The organism is Nocardiopsis sp. L17-MgMaSL7 (assembly GCF_003182025.1).
Classification (GTDB): Bacteria; Actinomycetota; Actinomycetes; order Streptosporangiales; family Streptosporangiaceae; genus Nocardiopsis; species Nocardiopsis prasina.
In genome coordinates, this window is sequence record NZ_QGTF01000009.1 from 71,963 (window position 1) to 86,254 (window position 14,292).

Consider the following 14,292-nt stretch of genomic DNA (forward strand, 5'->3'; position numbering starts at 1 on the left):
CAGGGCGCGGGCGGCCTCCCCGGCCTCCCAACCGCGATTCCCAGGAGACTCCAAGTGAAAGCCGAACCCGCCGCTCAGGCCAGACTGCTCGACCTCCAGGAGCTCGACACCGAGCTCCAGCGCCTGGACCACCGTCTCCGGAGCCTGACCGAGATCGCCGAGGCGGCCCGGCTCAAGGAGCGGGTCGACGCGATCGACGCCGAGCTCATCACCGCCCAGACCCGCGCCTCCGACATCGAGCGCCACCAGCGCAAGGCCGAGAGCGACGTCGACCAGGTGCGTTCGCGCGCCGACCGCGACACCAAGCGCCTGGAGTCGGGGCAGATCACCAACGCCAAGGAGCTCCAGAACCTCCAGTCGGAGATCGCCTCGCTGGGCCGCCGCCAGGCCGAGCTGGAGGAGGTCGTCCTGGAGGTCATGGAGGAGGCCGAGTCCGTCAGCTCGGACGTCACGCGCCTGACCGGGGAACGCGAGGAGGCCGTCGCCCGCTTCACGGAGGTCACCGCTCGCCGGGACACCGCCGCCGCCGAGATCCAGTGGGACCGCACCCGCGTCACCCAGAACCGTCAGCGGGTCAGCGAGGACATCCCCGCCGACCTGCTGAAGCTGTACGACAAGCTGCGGTCCCAGTACGACGGGGTGGCCGCCGCCCCGCTGCGGTACGGCCGCTGCAACGGCTGCAAGCTGGCGCTGAGCACCGTGGAGCTCAACGAGATCCGCGCGACCGCCGCCGACGAGGTGGTTCGCTGCGAGGACTGCCGCCGCATCCTGGTGCGCACCGAGGAGTCGGGGCTCAACGCCCCCGCCGCCGAATGAGCTGGGGCGCGCCGGACAGCGAGCCGACCCGCCTGGTCCTGCTCCGCCACGGGCAGACCCCGCTGTCCGTCGAACGGCGTTTCGCCGGACGCGGTGACGTCCCCCTCACCGAGGAGGGGCACGCCCAGGCCGAAGCGGCCGCGCGGCGCCTGTCCGGGTGGGGGATCGACGCGGTGGTCTCCTCCCCGCTGTCGCGTGCCCGGCACACCGCCGGGTACGCGGCCGAGCTCCTCGGTCTCCCGGTGGAGACCGACGAGGGGTTCGTGGAGACCGACTTCGGGGCCTGGGAGGGCCTGACCTTCGCCGAGGCGCACGAGCGCGACCCCGAAGGAGTCGACCGGTGGCTGGCGGACCCCGAGGCGAGCCCGCCCGGAGGGGAGAGCTTCGCCGAGGTGGCCCGCCGCGTGGGCGCGGCACGGGACGCGCTGCTGGAACGCCACCGGGGCCGCCGGGTCCTGGTGGTCAGCCACGTCACCCCGATCAAGGTCACCGTCCAGCAGGCCGTGCTCGCGCCGATCACGGCGCTGTACCGGATGCACCTGGACACCGCCTGCCTGACCGAGGTGGACTGTTACGCGGACGGACCCCAGGTGGTGCGCTCCCTCAACGACACCGCACACCTGGACCAGTAGCGGTTCCGGCCCCCCGTGAGCCCGCTAGACTGGGTCGCAGAGGGAGTCGGCCAGACGGTCGCGGACCCGCGCCCGGCGCGGGTTCGAGGAAAGTCCGGACTCCACAGGGCAGGGTGGTCGGTAACGCCGACCCGGGGTGACCCGCGGGACAGTGCCACAGAAAACAGACCGCCACCTCTCGCGGTGGTAAGGGTGAAACGGTGGTGTAAGAGACCACCAGCGGCCGGAGCGATCCGGCTGGCTAGGTAAACCCCACCCGGAGCAAGGTCAAAAAGGGAACCTCCGGGTTCCCGCGCGGATGTTCGAGGGCGGCCCGCCCGAGTCCGCGGGTAGACCGCACCGAGGTCGTCGGCAACGGCGGCCCCAGATGGATGACCGTCCGGTCGAGAGACCGACAGAATCCGGCTTACCGGCCGACTCCCTCCTCCTTAGCCTTCTGACCTGCTGATACTTCGAATATCAGCCTTGTGTCCGCACCACTGAACACCCCTGTTTATCTGCGGTTATCCGGAGCTATCCGGGCTTGTCCCGGGATGAATCCGGGATGAGAAACGGGACGCCCGACCGGGTGGCTAGACCTGGTCGGGCGCGGTGGGCGGGCCCTGTTCAGAAGGCCCGAACCATGAATCACCCTACCCAGCTCACCCCTGACTCCGTGGTCGAAGCCGTCGCGCGCACAGTTGCCGCCCTCGGCCTGGTGCTCGACCACCACCCCCTCACCACCCAGGCCCACCGCGCCCTGACTTACGCGCACAACGACCTCACCGGGCCCTACCGATACACCCGGCAGACCCTCGACGACGTCGGCGCTGCTCTGAGCACACTGCCCGACCTCGACGCCCTGGGCGACGACACCCGAACCGCCCTCGACCCGGCGCGGCAACAGCTAGCCGTGGCCGCCGGTGACGTCCCCGGCGCGTCGGTCATCCGCCCGGCCCCGAACGTCGCCGTCTTGGTGCACGACGCAGAGCTGCCCGCCCGGTACCCGCTCATGCTCCGCTCGCAGGAGCGGCACGGGCTCCTGTTCATCTGCCTGGTGTTCAACGCCAGGCAGACCACCGCCGCGCGTGCACGATGGGTACAGCAGGCAGCGGAGCGCGGCACGGTGCTCTCGGCGGAACTCGCCGACCAGATCGCCGAGGAGATCACCCGGCGCGGCGCCCAGGCGGTGAACCGATGAGCACGAACCCCACGGTCGGGCTGGTCGCCGACATCTTCGCCGTGCTCGACGCCCACGGGTACCAGCGCGGCGATGACAGCGCGGTCGGCGCGTCCATCATCCTGCTGGCCGACGTGGTGGACGCCTACGAAGGCCGGATCAACTCCGCCCGCCTGCCGCGCGTCCAGGGAGACGAGGAGGCGAGCCGGTGAAGCGCGGGAACCTCATCGCCTGGCTGGCGTTCATCACCGGCGCCGTGGTGTCGGTCGGCGCGAACGTCCTTCACGCCCTGGAGGGCGACGGCCCCACCGACCTCGGACGGCTGATCGCCGCCGGTTGGGCACCCGTCGCCCTGCTGCTCGTCGCCGAGCTGGTCGCACGCGCCCGCCAGTCCGGCCCGAAGTGGATCATCGCTCTGCGCTGGTTCGGCACGGCCGTGGTCGCTGGTGTGGCCGCGGTGGTGTCCTACGGGCACATGCGGGACCTGCTGCTGTCCTACGGGGAGAGTCACCTTGTCGCGCACCTGCTGCCGTTGTCCGTGGACGGTCTGCTGTTGGTCGCCTCGCTCGCGCTGGCCACTCCTGCCGAAGGGCAGACGGCCGTGGCGCGGCACGAGGAGCACGAGCGGGCGGGGGGTACGCACTCAGCGCGCACCCCTGCCGCTCCCACCGAGGGTGAACGATTCGTTCACCCTGCCGCCCCGGCTCCGGTGTCTGCCGCCAGCGGCACGAGCGGCACACGCGACATGGTGACCGTGCCGCTCGATGACGCCCATGGGGGCGCCGACGAACCCGCCGAGGAGTCCGGCGACGACCGGGCCCGAGCGCGGCAGGCCTACCGTGCCGCGCGAGCCGAGGGCGTGCCGCTCACCGGAAAGGAGCTTGCCGCCCGGTTCGGCCGCTCCGCCTCATGGGGCCGGACGCGCATCCGGGAAGCCGAGAGCGGGTGATCGGCCGGGGGTGACTCGGAGAGCCGCGGGCCCTTGCGGGGGTTCGCGACTCTCCGCCTCCCGGGCGGGGAGTAGGAACTCCTACCGCTCCATCGCGGCATACAGCCAGTCCAGCGTGCCTTGCTCCAACGTCGCGTCCGCGAGTGCTTGTCCGCTCTTCGTCTTGATGCGGCCCCTGCTTCCATCGATCCATCGCTGAGCGGCAGCGTGGCCCTGGGCGCGGTACTCGATGCCCTGGACCATGCATTCCAGCTTGTCGGCGTCCTTCGCACACAACGCCTCGACGGAGTCCTGTTCCTCGTAGGACGCGACCGCGGCACGCACCATCTCACCCACCTGTGCAGGAAGTCCGGCTGTTTGGTCAGCGGCGATGTCCCGGGCGTCTGGCTTGGTTCCGACGTACTTCTGCCCCAGGTGGTTGATGTCCCCGGACCGGGTTTCTCCGGTGTCGTGCCATACCGCGATCAGTGCGGCCTTGGCCGGGTCGGCACCCTCCATGGCCGCGATCACCGACGCGATCAGGGCTGTCCGCCAGGAGTGTTCTGCGACCGACTCAGGGTCGCGGACACCGGCCATCCACCAGCCTGTCCGACGCTGGTTCTTCAGGGTGCCCGCCTCGTACAGCAAATGCGCGGCCCGAGTGGTCTCGTCGCTCATGAGGGGTCTTCCTTCTACGCCTTCGTGAGGCGGATCGCGTACCGGATGCCGTCCAACTCCCGACGCGCGGACGCCGAGGTGTCAGGGCTATCCAACAGCACACCCACGCTCGCGGCCAGCCGCGCGGACGCTTCGGGGTCCGATGCCAGCAGGCGCGGCCGAGCGGCCAGTAGTGCCCATACGGTGTGCACGTACAGGTCCAGGTACCCGTGCCCCGGGGCGAGACGGTCCAGTAGGTGCCGAAGCAGCCGTCGGCCCTCCCAGACACCGAGGCGGCTCGACGCCATGAAGTCGTCGGAGAGTTCAAGGTCCAATTCCCCGACCCAGTACGCCCAGTAGGCGAGGTTCGCCGCTTCGCCTCGATCGTTGTCCATGAGCGTGGAGTCGATGAAGTGGGTGAGCCGGTCTGTGTCGCCGTATCGGGTGGCAACCGAGGCAACCGAGCGGGAGGTCAGCCACCGGGACAACCAGTCGTCAGGCGCTGGATGCCGCTGTTGCTCGGCCAACCACGTGGACATGTCGGCGCCGTTGTCGTAGCCGCACAGGTACAGGGCCTGGCGGCGCAAGAGGAAGTCCCGTGGTGCCGTGGCTTGTTCGGCGGTGCGGCGCAGGTTCGTGAACAGCTGGACCCGTTCGGCGGGGGTGATCTCGGGGCCAGAGGGGACGGGGCCGCGGCGGGGCCTGCGCGGCGCTGGCATGTCTCGCAAGGTCTCGGGCGGTGTCCCCGTCAGCGGCCATGCCATCACCTCGACCAGGTCTCGTTGCATCACCCACGCGCCCAACGGGGCGTCATCAGGGTCGTCGGAAATGACGCTGGCCAACAGGACGTCGGCCTCCATGGCTTTGTCCAACGCAGCAAGCAGAGCTGGTTGTGTGCCGAGGCGCAAGAGCCGGTGCCGAAGGACCAGCATCTGCGAGACCGGGACAGCGGTCAACGCCCGTCGTCCGGTCTCCCACCCAGCGACGGTGTCGACGGACACGCGGAGTCGGTCGGCGAGGTCCTCTTGGGAGAGGCCGAGCTGTTCCCGGGTGAGCCTCAGGACGTACCCGGCGATCACGCCGTTTCGGGGCCGTGACTGCTTTCCCTGACCGGCAGTCAGGGCGGCGGTGGGGGACTTCGGCATCGGTGCCTCCTGCGGGACGCATACCGGTACTGGGGGTCACTACAGGCGGACCGGGGAAATCCGTAGCGTCGGTACCCAGAATACAGACGACGTTTGGGCTGGTGGGTGTGATGAAGCAGGAAGGTAACCACGGTCGAGTCCGCGAGCGGAGAGCGAAGAGCATTCATTCTCCGGACCCTCTGGTCACAGCGATCGCCAGCGGGGCCCTGGATGAGAGACAGCGGCAGGCACTCGCCGACCTCGTCCAACTGGTCGCCACCGAGGCGGCCGGGGACGCCATCGCCCGTGACGGCACGCTGATGGACCGCGCCATCGTCGACAGTGGCCGTTGGTCCACCATCCGCGTCGCGTGGCAGCGCCTCCAGGGCGACCTGTACCCGCAGGGGGTGCCCCGGTGACATTCGCCGAGTTCGCCCGACTCACCCAACCGCGCGTGACCCGTGACCCTGCCCCCACCCATTTCGGTGGACCGCTCCCGCGCCGAGTCCCCCGTGCGGCCGGTGTCGTCCCTGCGCCGCGCCGTCCCGAAGAGAACCCCGGCCCGCCCCGGCCGAACTAGACCCCCGCGCGCCCGCCCCGTATCCCTGTGTGGGGTCGTCTCCCCGGTGGGCGCGCGGGACCCAGACGGCCGCGCCCCGCGTTGGGGGATGACGGGGCGCGGCCACCCCACCCGGCATGCTCGACCAGTCAGTCAGGGTCGAGCTGGAAGGCCTCGGACAGACCAGCGGTTGGTGGTCCGAGGTTCGGGTGCGGTGAGGGTTTCATCCGTCGAGCGGACCGAATCCGGCCCGAAGGGTAACGGATCGGAACCCTCCCGATTCCGTCAGAGCCCGTGACGCAAAAGCGCAGCCACCGCCGCGGGGAAGGGCCCATCACACTGTGACGGGCCCTGGCTCACTCCACCACCCGCGGCTGCGGAAGCTGGCGGTCGCGGAACTGGTGGGCCTCCTCGACCACCCCGGGCGGGGGAGGCTCGACATCCGGCAACCGGGCGGCCGGAAGCGGCCCGAACATCCGGCCCGGCCCCTCCCACGCTGGCCACGCCTCAACGCCTGTCCGGCGCTCCCAGGCGTCGCACGCGGCCAACCAGAGCAACACCGCGCGGACCGTGTCCCCCTCGGCGTCCCAGTGCTCGACCACGCAGTGCCGCACCCAGCCCGGCACCTGCATTGGTACGGGCCGGTGTCGGCGCCTCACGAGAGTGACCGCACACCGTAGGCGCCCCGGGCGGCGCCGCGCCGCTGCGGACGGGCATCCTCGTCGCCACTGGGCAACCGAAGCGACGCCAGGAGCTTCGCCAGCAACGCGGACTGCTGGCGCGACTCCACCAACAGCGGGTGCGAGACCTGGTCGCCGTGCCGGTTGGCCACGGTCAGCGAGGCACCGGTGAGCGCTTCGGCCATGGCGTCGAGGCGGTCGGCGCACCGCACGGCCTGGACCAGGAGCAGCTCTTCGTGGGGGTCGAGACCGAAGTCGGTCACCACCGATGCCCAGAGCTTGCGCCCGGCCGGACCGGTGCCCGGGGGTGGGCCGGGGATCTTCTCTTCCATGCTCATCACCTCTGTCTGTTACGGAAGTAGGTCGCTGACCTGCGTTTTTGTGGACTCGGGGTGTGGGGGGCGTCGAGCGGCACCGTGAGGACGGTTTCAGGTCCGGCAAAACCGCAGGTCAGAGGGTTGTCATAGGGTCTTTTCAGGTCTCAGCCCCTGGCAGCGGCTATGACAAGGCGGTCTGTCGGTCACCGGGGGGAGGGGGCGCCCCCCTGGGGGCAACCCTCCTAGCAGTGCTGTGACCTGCGCGAACAGCGCGCGAACGTCTCGCGTGGCGCAGTCGCCGCGCGCTGCTCTTCCTCTTCGCGCTCACAACTCTTCTTCGCTTCTTCCTCTTCGCGAACTTCGAGTTCTTCGCGCTTGGAACTGCTCGCGCTAGTCAGCGTTGCCGAACCTCACGTCTGCGGGTTCCGGCGGCGGTCCGTCGAGCTGCACACCGCCGCGCTCGTTGGTCTGCTTCCACTCCCGGAGCTTGCGGCGGGCGGCCGCGTCACCTCGGCGGGCGGCCGCGGTCAGCTTGCCCCGGTTCATCGGCGTGTCGTCCATCGCCTCGAAACGGGTCTGGTTGGTCTTGCCGTACCGGCGCTGGTACTCGCGCCGTCCGTCGTCCACGGTCGTCATCGTGTGTCCTTCCAGTGGTTTACGGGGGTAGCGATTCGCTACCCCTTTGTGTGTGGGGATGGCCCCGGGGGTCCGAGGTAGCCCGGACCCCCGGGGCACGCTGGCGTGTACCCCTGAAGCCAGCGGGTCAGCGCCAGATGGGCCGGTGGTTCTCGGCGCGGTTGCGGGCGTCGATTCGACGCTTGGCCGCGGCCACTTCCGGGTGCGGGCGGTAGTTCTCGCTGGGGCTCATGTCCTCGGGTGGGGTGTTCTTGACGGCGCGCTCCAGCTGGCCCAGGCGATGTTCCTGGGCGGCACTGAGCGGGGCGCCCTTGTGGCGCCGCGCGGCCTTGAGGTGGTTGTACTCGGCGCGCTGGTGGGCTTTCTTGAGTCGCTGGTGGGCGTCGGCGTACTGGTCGCTGGTGGGTACCCAGGTGCGCGCTCCGGGTGTGGTGGCCACCCAGGCCAGGTGTGCGGCGGTGGGGCGGCCGGGGTCACCTGGCCAGGGGGCGTCTTCTCCCCAGGGCTGGAGTTCGTCGGTGTTGGCGAAGTAGTGGGCGCTGGTCAGTTCGGTGCGGCTCAGGGCTTCGGCCTGGGAGCGGCGGAGTTCGGCCAGGTCGGCGGTCAGCTCCTCCAGGCGCAGGAGCGCGGCCCGCTGTTCCTCGCCCAGGCGCAGGGCGTCGTTGCCGGTGGGGATGTCGGCCGGTGTGATGCCCAGGTCCCGGGCCTGGTCGATGATCTGCCCGAGCCGGGTGTGCAGGTGGGCGGCCACGGTGTCAGGGCTGGCGCGGTAGATGTGCGCGAGGTGATCGAGCAGTGAGGCGGCTGCGTTGCGGAGCGCTTCGTGCTCGATCCCGGCGACGGCCGCCCGGTCGCGGAGTTCGGTGACCTGTTCCCCGATGGGGGCGGGGAGCGGCTGGTTGTGCACCATGGCGTCCACGATCTGCGCGGAGTGGGCGCGGGTCAGGTCGGCGATCTGCGCTTCGTGGTTGGTGTTGGGTAGGGCGCGGAACGCGGCGACGACCTTGTCGCGTCCGGCGAAGGCCGCCTTCCATTCAGGGATGGTGTCCAGGGCGGCCGCCAGAGGGCGGGACGCGCGGGGTGTGGGTCGGGGGACTCCGGAGTGGGAGAGCGCGGCGTTCTCCAGCGCGGTCAGATAGCTCATGGTGGGTTCCTTCCTTCGGGGTGGGCGCCCGCCGGGTGCGGGCGCCCTGTGGGTGGGTCAGGCGGCGGTGGCTTGGTGGGCGTAGCAGTGGCCGTTGGGGTACAGGTCCAGGGCCACGCGGGTGCCGCATCCGGGGGTCTGACAGTTCTGCGTGGCGGTTTTCTCGCCCTGTGCCGTACCAGCCGTACCAACATCGTTTGTGCTGGTCAGCGTGGTACGGATGTTTTCCTGGTACGGATCGTTCCGTACCGGCCCGTTCTGCCGTACCTGGTCTGAGCTGGGCAGATGAGCTTGGTACGGCTGGTACGGGTCACCCTCACCGTTCGGTGCCGTGTCAGCCTGTTCCGGGGCGCAGTAGCGTGCCCAGGCGTCGGAGAACTTCAACCGGAGGTAGCCCTTGGCGCGGTCGGTGCGGCCCGGCGCGAAGTCGATGTTGCTCGACCTGATGTCGTACTCCACGAGGAGATCGGCGAGCTTGCGCGCGGTCAGACCGTCGCGTCCCCACTCCGCCCAGGGCGCCTCACTGATCTTCTTCAAGCCCTCGACGAGCGCGGCGGACTTCACGGCCGTGGGGTGGCCCAGCTCGGCGAACACGGTCCGGCAGTCGGTGAGCAGCCGAACGCCTACGGACGTGGTCCCGTCCGTGTCATGGGCGCTGGTGAGCGTCTTGGCTGCCTGGCGTGCGCGCTCCGGCCAGGAGCCCCCGGCGACGTCGGCCAACGCGATGAGCGGTTCCCAGGTGTCGGCCGCCCGGTCCTCCACCGGCATGTCGGGTTCGGCCTCGCCCAGGGCGTCGAGGTGGGTCGCGATGACGTCGCCCAGGCGCTCGCGCAACGCGTGCAGGGGGAGCTGGTCGCGGCGGTAACGGAACTTCTCCACCCGCTCACCCGGGGCGCGGCGGCGCATGGTGATGATCACGGCCCGGTCCTCGATGGTGTCGGGCATGGACCCGATCCCTGCCAGCGCGGCCATGGCGAAGGTCGGGAACTCGGCCACGGTCTGCTCTGTGCCCTTGCCCACGACGCGGCGGGCGGGGCGGCCGCGCTGGTGTCCTGCGTTGAGCAGGCCGCGTAGCTCCTCGTTGTTCTCGGCGACCTTGCCGCCCTTGGCGGGGAAGATCGTGTCGGCCTCGTCGAAGATCAGCGTCGGGGGTTCCTCGGCCTCGATGCTGCGGAAGATGGCCGCCGGTGTGGCGTTGACGGCCACGATGGGCTTGAAGCTCAACGCCTCGACGATGTCCAGGCAGCGGGACTTGCCGCACCGCTTTTCTGGGGCCTTGATGACCAGTCGCGGGGCGTGGTCAGCAGCGGCCTGGGCGTGGGTGGCCGCGCACCACAGCGCCACAGCGTCGGCCGCCTCGGCGCTGGGCAGCACCACGTACCGGGTGAACGCCGCGTGCACGTCATCGAGGAGCGCGGCGAGGGTGTCGCCCTGGTCGAGGTCGCCCAGGGTGTACTCGGTCTGGTCGCTCACGCGCTCACCCCCTTGTGGCGCATCGCTGAGCGGATGGTGGCCCGCGCCGGACCTTCGGCGAGACCGATACTGAGCGCGGCGTTCAGGAGTCGGTCAAGGTCGCTGCCCTCGGCGCCGCTCTCCACCGCGCGGCAGGCTGCCCAGAACAGGGCGTTGTTGCGGTTGCCCTCCCGCTGGCCGGAGAGCCAGGAGACGAGGCCGGCAACTCCTTGCGGGGTGTGGCCGGCGCGGGGCGCGGCTGGCCGAACGGGGCGGGGCGGGTCGAGGATGCGCTTGATGCGCGCCCAGTCCACCGGGGTGCCGGTGGGGCGGTGTTCGGTGAGCACGTAGGGGCGTCCTTGCACGGTCGAGGGCGGGGCGATGACGTAGCCGCCCCGGGCCTTGAAGTCGATGAAGTGGGAGCCCAGCCGCCCGCACCCTTGGTCGGTGCCGGTGCGGTAGGCGTGGATGCCGCCGGACGGGGTGCGCACGAGCGCGAGGGTTCCGGCCAGGACTCCGGCGCGCACGAGGCGGTTGAACGCGGCGAATCCGTCGCCGTCCGGCTTGTTGTCCACGTCGATGACGTCCACGGCCGGGGCTCCGGTGGCGATGGCTACGTTCGCGTCGGGGCGGCGTGTCCACCACGCGGTGATCCGGGCCGGTTCGGTGGTGGCGTTCTTGACGCCGTGCGGCACGAGGGTGCCGAGTGGGGCTTTGCCGTCCGGTTCGCAGGGGAACACCGGCCAGCCGCGGGCGGCGTAGTAGAGAGCTGCCTTCAGGCGCACGGCCGGGTCGGCTACGATGGGCTCAGCTAGTTCAGTGGTGAGTTCCACTTCACGACCCTCGGCCAGGCCCGGCCGGGGGTCGTTTGCGTTCGTGCTCATGCGGCCGCGCCGCCCTGCTGCCGCGCTTCCATCCACGCGATCACCTCGGCCTCTGCGTAGCGGATGCGCCCTGAGCGCGCGGGGCTGGTCTTCACGTACCTCGGCCCGCGTCCTTCGTAGCGCCACATGCTGAGCGTCTTCACGGAGTAGCCCGTCAGGTCGGAGACCTGAGTGGGTGTCAAGTATCGAGCGTTCATCTCATCCCCATTGGGTGAAAAATTCATCCATCTAGGTTGACAACTTCATCCATCGTGGGCAAAGCTACCACTGCAACAGAGGTAAACGCCAGCCGAAGTGGGTGAAAGAGGGAATGGGTCGATACAGTGCCAGGCATGGCTAAGAAGAGGCAGGAACTCGGGGCCACATCGGTCCAGGTAGCGAAGAACGTGCGACGGCTCCGTCAGGGACAGGGCATGTCCCTCGACGACCTCGTCAACGGCACGCGAGGAAGGCTCTCGCGAGATTCCGTCAAGAAGATCGAGGCAGCCGCGAACCTCGAAGCCGCGTCAGTTCGTCGCGTCGATGTCGATGACCTTGTCGTGTTGGCCCAGGCGCTCAACACATCACCGCTTGCTCTGCTGCTGCCAGTGACTGATGACCCTTACGCGGGTGTCGAGGTCACCGGGAGCTCGGAAACGTCTGCGGTGTCGGCCTGGGCATGGGGCATCGGGCTCCGCCCGCTGTCCGCAGAGGTGGCCGGGTCGGGCTCCGTGGAGGACGGCAGGAAGCGGTACCAGCGAGAGGCGTTGTTCCGGGCCTACGCGCGGCCCGGGTGGCTCTTCGAGCGGGTCGAACGGAAGTTCCACGGGGGCGACTGGCTCCCCGACGACGATACAGAACACGAACCAGGAGACGAATCCCCAGATGGCACGGATACGTGACCTTTGGAAGAACAAGGACGGGTCGAGGTCCACACGCGACGGCATCGGCAAGCGCTGGTGCGTCGTGTGGACCGACCCCGCCGGTGACGAGAAGAACGAGTCGTTCGCCAAGAAGCCGGACGCCGAGCGCTTCAAGACCCAGATCGAGCACGACCTCATGGTCGGCGACTACATCGACCCCGACCGGGGCAAGACCGCGCTGAGCACCTACGTCGCTGAGAAGTGGTGGCCCGCACAGGTTCACCTCGCCGACGGCACCCGCGAGACCTACGACCGCCACCTGAGGAACCGCATCCTTCCCGCCCTCGGAGCGCGGTCGCTGAACAGCATCCGCAAGGCGGACGTCAAGGAGTTCGTGGGGCGTATCACCGGCACCGTGTCGGCGCGGACTGTGCAGACCACGTGGGCCACCCTGTCGACCGTGCTCTCCTCGGCGGTCGATGACGAGCTGATCCGGCGCAACCCGTGTGCCGGGGTCAAGCTCCCGAAGATTCCAGAGCGGGACGTGATCATCTTCCCCGCTGCGGATGTGCTGCGCGTCGCCGAGACGATCTCACCCCGGTACCGGCTCGCCGTACTTCTCGCGGCCGGGGCCGGGCTCCGGCAAGGTGAGGCGCTGGGGCTCGCCGGGCGCCGCGTTGACGTCGAGGGGTCACGCCTGCTGCTGCGGGAGCAGATGCAGGGCGGCAAACTCGCCCCGCTCAAGACGAAGGGCAGTAGGCGCACGGTCCCCGTTGACTCCGGTCTGCTGGCTGAGATCACCGCGCACATGGACGCGTACCCGCCCGGCGCGGACGGCGTCCTGATCACCAACACCAAGGGTGCGGCCATGATCCGCGGCCGGTTCGTCGAGGCCTGGGCGAAGGGCGTCGAGCGCGCCGGGCTGCCCAAGGGCACCCGCTTCCACGACCTGAGGCACTTCTACGCCTCGGCGCTGATCGCTGCCCAGGTGAACGCGAAGGTACTCCAGCGCCGCATGGGGCACGCCTCGATCACGGAGACGTTCGATACCTACGGGCACCTGTTCCCCGATCACGAGGACATCGGGCGCGGGGTTCTCGACCAGGCGCTCAACCTCGCTGCGTAGTACCGCTTCCCGGGATGAAACCGGGATCAGAGGCCTGTGAAACGGCCTCCATGGCAGGTCAGAGGCTATGTGTGGCTCAGAGTCCGGCTTACCGGCCGACTCCCTCTCTTTCAGCTTCCCCCAGGTCCGCTGTCCGGGTGCTCGGCCCCGGGTCGGGCCGGGGCCGAGCGGCTCACTCAGCCCACCAGGGCCCGCCAGGTGAGGGGACCGGCCTCGCCGTCGACGACCAGTCGGTTGACCCGCTGGAACTCGCGGACGGCGGTGTTCACGACCGGCCCGAAGTTGCCGTCGACCACCAGCCCGGCGCTGCGCTTGTTCATCGCGGTCTGGAGCGCTCGCACGTGGGATCCGTCGCGGACACCCTGCTTGAGTTCGTACACCAGGTGGGGCCAGGTCCTCGGCCCGACCTGGCCATCCGCCACCAGCCCCTTGGACCGTTGGAACGCCTTCACCGCGTTGACCGACGTCGGGCCGTAGTACCCGTCGGCCACGAGGGATGTGCCGCGCTGGGTCATCAGGTGCTGGATGACGGAGACCGTCACCCCTCTGGCCTCGGGGTCGACACTCGGCCAGCCGCCGCCCAGGTCCACACCGCGGGACCGCATGAACGGCACCGGGTTGGTGATGCCCCCCAGGCGCCCCGTGTGGGTCTCGAAGTGCAGGTGGGGGCCGGTCACGTTTCCGGTGGCCCCCATGTCGGCGATGCGCTGGCCCGCGCTGACCCGGGCATTGAGGGCGACCCGGTAGACGCTCAGGTGACCGTAGTAGGTGTACACGTTGTTGCCGTGGGAGATGACGATGGCCTCGCCGGTCCGGCCGGGGAGGCCGCCTCCCCAGGAACGGCCGACCACGGTTCCGGCGGCCGCTGCGTACACGGCGGTGCCGGTGCTGTTGGTGACGTCCTGACCGGCGTGGGTGCTGCCGCCCCGGGGAGCACCGAAGTGCCCGCCGGAGGGGAAGTAGCCCAGGGCCGGGTTGCACCAGGAGGCGTTCATCGCGGACGCGGCGTGCGCGGCGGTGCCGCCCAGGCCGGTCAGGGCCACGACCGCTCCCAGTCCGGTGCCGAAGAGCACGCGGCGCGACCAGGGGGAGGAGGGTTCACAGGCGCGGGGGTCAGAGACGGGCGCCGTGCAGGACTCGCACATCTTGTCTCCTGTGAAGGAACATGCCGAAGGAGGGTCTGGAATGGATGGTTTCCTTCGGTCCCCTGGAGATTAGGGTGCGCGGTCCGATGTGTACAGGGGGTTTCGCGGCACTTTCGGCCGGACGGGAGGGCTTCGGGGACACATTCCTGAATCGCCACGGTGATGGCCGGATCGCCTTGTGGGGCGGTAGA

Annotated in this window: 18 protein-coding genes and 1 other RNA gene; 9 read left to right on the plus strand and 10 right to left on the minus strand. The window is 69.8% G+C overall.

Going from position 1 to position 14,292, the window contains the following annotated elements; genetic code table 11:
• Positions 1 to 54 precede the first annotated feature (54 nt).
• The 6 genes from BDW27_RS17265 (at position 55) to BDW27_RS17290 (ending at position 3,556) form a co-directional block, all read left to right on the plus strand.
• Positions 55 to 816, plus strand: a complete 762-nt coding sequence (locus BDW27_RS17265; protein ID WP_017545020.1) for a zinc ribbon domain-containing protein — start codon at positions 55 to 57, stop codon at positions 814 to 816.
• Positions 813 to 1,448: a histidine phosphatase family protein gene (locus BDW27_RS17270; protein ID WP_110050258.1), complete on the plus strand. Its 636-nt coding sequence runs from the start codon at positions 813 to 815 to the stop codon at positions 1,446 to 1,448. The genes BDW27_RS17265 and BDW27_RS17270 overlap by 4 nt, the downstream gene beginning before the upstream one ends.
• A 42-nt stretch (positions 1,449 to 1,490) precedes the next feature.
• Positions 1,491 to 1,873, plus strand: an RNA gene (rnpB, locus tag BDW27_RS17275) — RNase P RNA component class A.
• 197 nt (positions 1,874 to 2,070) lie between these two features.
• Entirely contained in the window at positions 2,071 to 2,628 is a 558-nt protein-coding gene (locus tag BDW27_RS17280; protein WP_146223269.1) for a hypothetical protein, read from the plus strand.
• Positions 2,625 to 2,819 carry a hypothetical protein gene (locus tag BDW27_RS17285; protein WP_110050261.1) on the plus strand — a complete coding sequence of 65 codons (195 nt, stop codon included), beginning with the start codon at positions 2,625 to 2,627 and terminating at the stop codon, positions 2,817 to 2,819. Before BDW27_RS17280 ends, BDW27_RS17285 begins: the two co-directional genes overlap by 4 nt.
• Positions 2,816 to 3,556, plus strand: coding sequence for a DUF2637 domain-containing protein (locus tag BDW27_RS17290; protein ID WP_110050263.1), 741 nt, complete (start codon positions 2,816 to 2,818; stop codon positions 3,554 to 3,556). The genes BDW27_RS17285 and BDW27_RS17290 overlap by 4 nt, the downstream gene beginning before the upstream one ends.
• Positions 3,557 to 3,637: 81 nt before the next feature.
• On the opposite strand, the gene BDW27_RS17295 is transcribed toward BDW27_RS17290, so the two are convergent.
• Positions 3,638 to 4,213 carry an HD family hydrolase gene (locus tag BDW27_RS17295; protein WP_110050264.1) on the minus strand — a complete coding sequence of 192 codons (576 nt, stop codon included), beginning with the start codon at positions 4,211 to 4,213 and terminating at the stop codon, positions 3,638 to 3,640.
• Between the two features lie 14 nt (positions 4,214 to 4,227).
• On the minus strand, positions 4,228 to 5,337 hold the full coding sequence (locus tag BDW27_RS17300; RefSeq protein ID WP_110050266.1) for a DNA-binding transcriptional regulator: 1,110 nt from the start codon (positions 5,335 to 5,337) through the stop codon (positions 4,228 to 4,230).
• Positions 5,338 to 5,447: 110 nt separating this feature from the next.
• Here BDW27_RS17300 and BDW27_RS17305 point away from each other — a divergent pair, with 110 nt between their 5' ends.
• Positions 5,448 to 5,735 carry a hypothetical protein gene (locus BDW27_RS17305; protein WP_110050268.1) on the plus strand — a complete coding sequence of 96 codons (288 nt, stop codon included), beginning with the start codon at positions 5,448 to 5,450 and terminating at the stop codon, positions 5,733 to 5,735.
• A 496-nt stretch (positions 5,736 to 6,231) separates the two neighbouring features.
• Here BDW27_RS17305 and BDW27_RS17310 read toward each other — a convergent pair whose 3' ends face one another.
• The 7 genes from BDW27_RS17310 to BDW27_RS17340 all read right to left on the minus strand — a co-directional run bounded on the left by BDW27_RS17310 (position 6,232) and on the right by BDW27_RS17340 (position 11,170).
• Positions 6,232 to 6,534 (minus strand): hypothetical protein, encoded by a 303-nt coding sequence (locus BDW27_RS17310; protein WP_158543587.1) that lies wholly within the window; start codon positions 6,532 to 6,534, stop codon positions 6,232 to 6,234.
• Positions 6,531 to 6,887: a hypothetical protein gene (locus BDW27_RS17315; protein WP_199560682.1), complete on the minus strand. Its 357-nt coding sequence runs from the start codon at positions 6,885 to 6,887 to the stop codon at positions 6,531 to 6,533. The genes BDW27_RS17310 and BDW27_RS17315 overlap by 4 nt, the downstream gene beginning before the upstream one ends.
• 375 nt (positions 6,888 to 7,262) lie before the next feature.
• On the minus strand, positions 7,263 to 7,508 hold the full coding sequence (locus tag BDW27_RS17320) for a hypothetical protein (RefSeq protein ID WP_110050273.1): 246 nt from the start codon (positions 7,506 to 7,508) through the stop codon (positions 7,263 to 7,265).
• A gap of 127 nt (positions 7,509 to 7,635) precedes the next feature.
• A complete protein-coding gene (locus BDW27_RS17325) occupies positions 7,636 to 8,652 on the minus strand; it encodes a hypothetical protein (protein WP_110050275.1) in 1,017 nt (338 codons plus the stop codon).
• A 57-nt stretch (positions 8,653 to 8,709) separates the two neighbouring features.
• Complete coding sequence (locus BDW27_RS17330) at positions 8,710 to 10,125, minus strand: DUF3631 domain-containing protein (protein WP_199560683.1); 1,416 nt, start codon at positions 10,123 to 10,125, stop codon at positions 8,710 to 8,712.
• Positions 10,122 to 10,988: a bifunctional DNA primase/polymerase gene (locus BDW27_RS17335; protein ID WP_110050277.1), complete on the minus strand. Its 867-nt coding sequence runs from the start codon at positions 10,986 to 10,988 to the stop codon at positions 10,122 to 10,124. Before BDW27_RS17335 ends, BDW27_RS17330 begins: the two co-directional genes overlap by 4 nt.
• Positions 10,985 to 11,170: an AlpA family transcriptional regulator gene (locus tag BDW27_RS17340; RefSeq protein WP_199560684.1), complete on the minus strand. Its 186-nt coding sequence runs from the start codon at positions 11,168 to 11,170 to the stop codon at positions 10,985 to 10,987. Before BDW27_RS17340 ends, BDW27_RS17335 begins: the two co-directional genes overlap by 4 nt.
• Before the next feature lie 150 nt (positions 11,171 to 11,320).
• Here BDW27_RS17340 and BDW27_RS27270 point away from each other — a divergent pair, with 150 nt between their 5' ends.
• Positions 11,321 to 11,869, plus strand: a complete 549-nt coding sequence (locus BDW27_RS27270) for a helix-turn-helix domain-containing protein (protein WP_158543588.1) — start codon at positions 11,321 to 11,323, stop codon at positions 11,867 to 11,869.
• Positions 11,853 to 12,956: a site-specific integrase gene (locus tag BDW27_RS17345; RefSeq protein WP_158543589.1), complete on the plus strand. Its 1,104-nt coding sequence runs from the start codon at positions 11,853 to 11,855 to the stop codon at positions 12,954 to 12,956. The genes BDW27_RS27270 and BDW27_RS17345 overlap by 17 nt, the downstream gene beginning before the upstream one ends.
• A gap of 176 nt (positions 12,957 to 13,132) precedes the next feature.
• Here BDW27_RS17345 and BDW27_RS17350 read toward each other — a convergent pair whose 3' ends face one another.
• Positions 13,133 to 14,101 (minus strand): peptidoglycan-binding protein, encoded by a 969-nt coding sequence (locus BDW27_RS17350; RefSeq protein ID WP_017545018.1) that lies wholly within the window; start codon positions 14,099 to 14,101, stop codon positions 13,133 to 13,135.
• Positions 14,102 to 14,292: the final 191 nt, after the last annotated feature.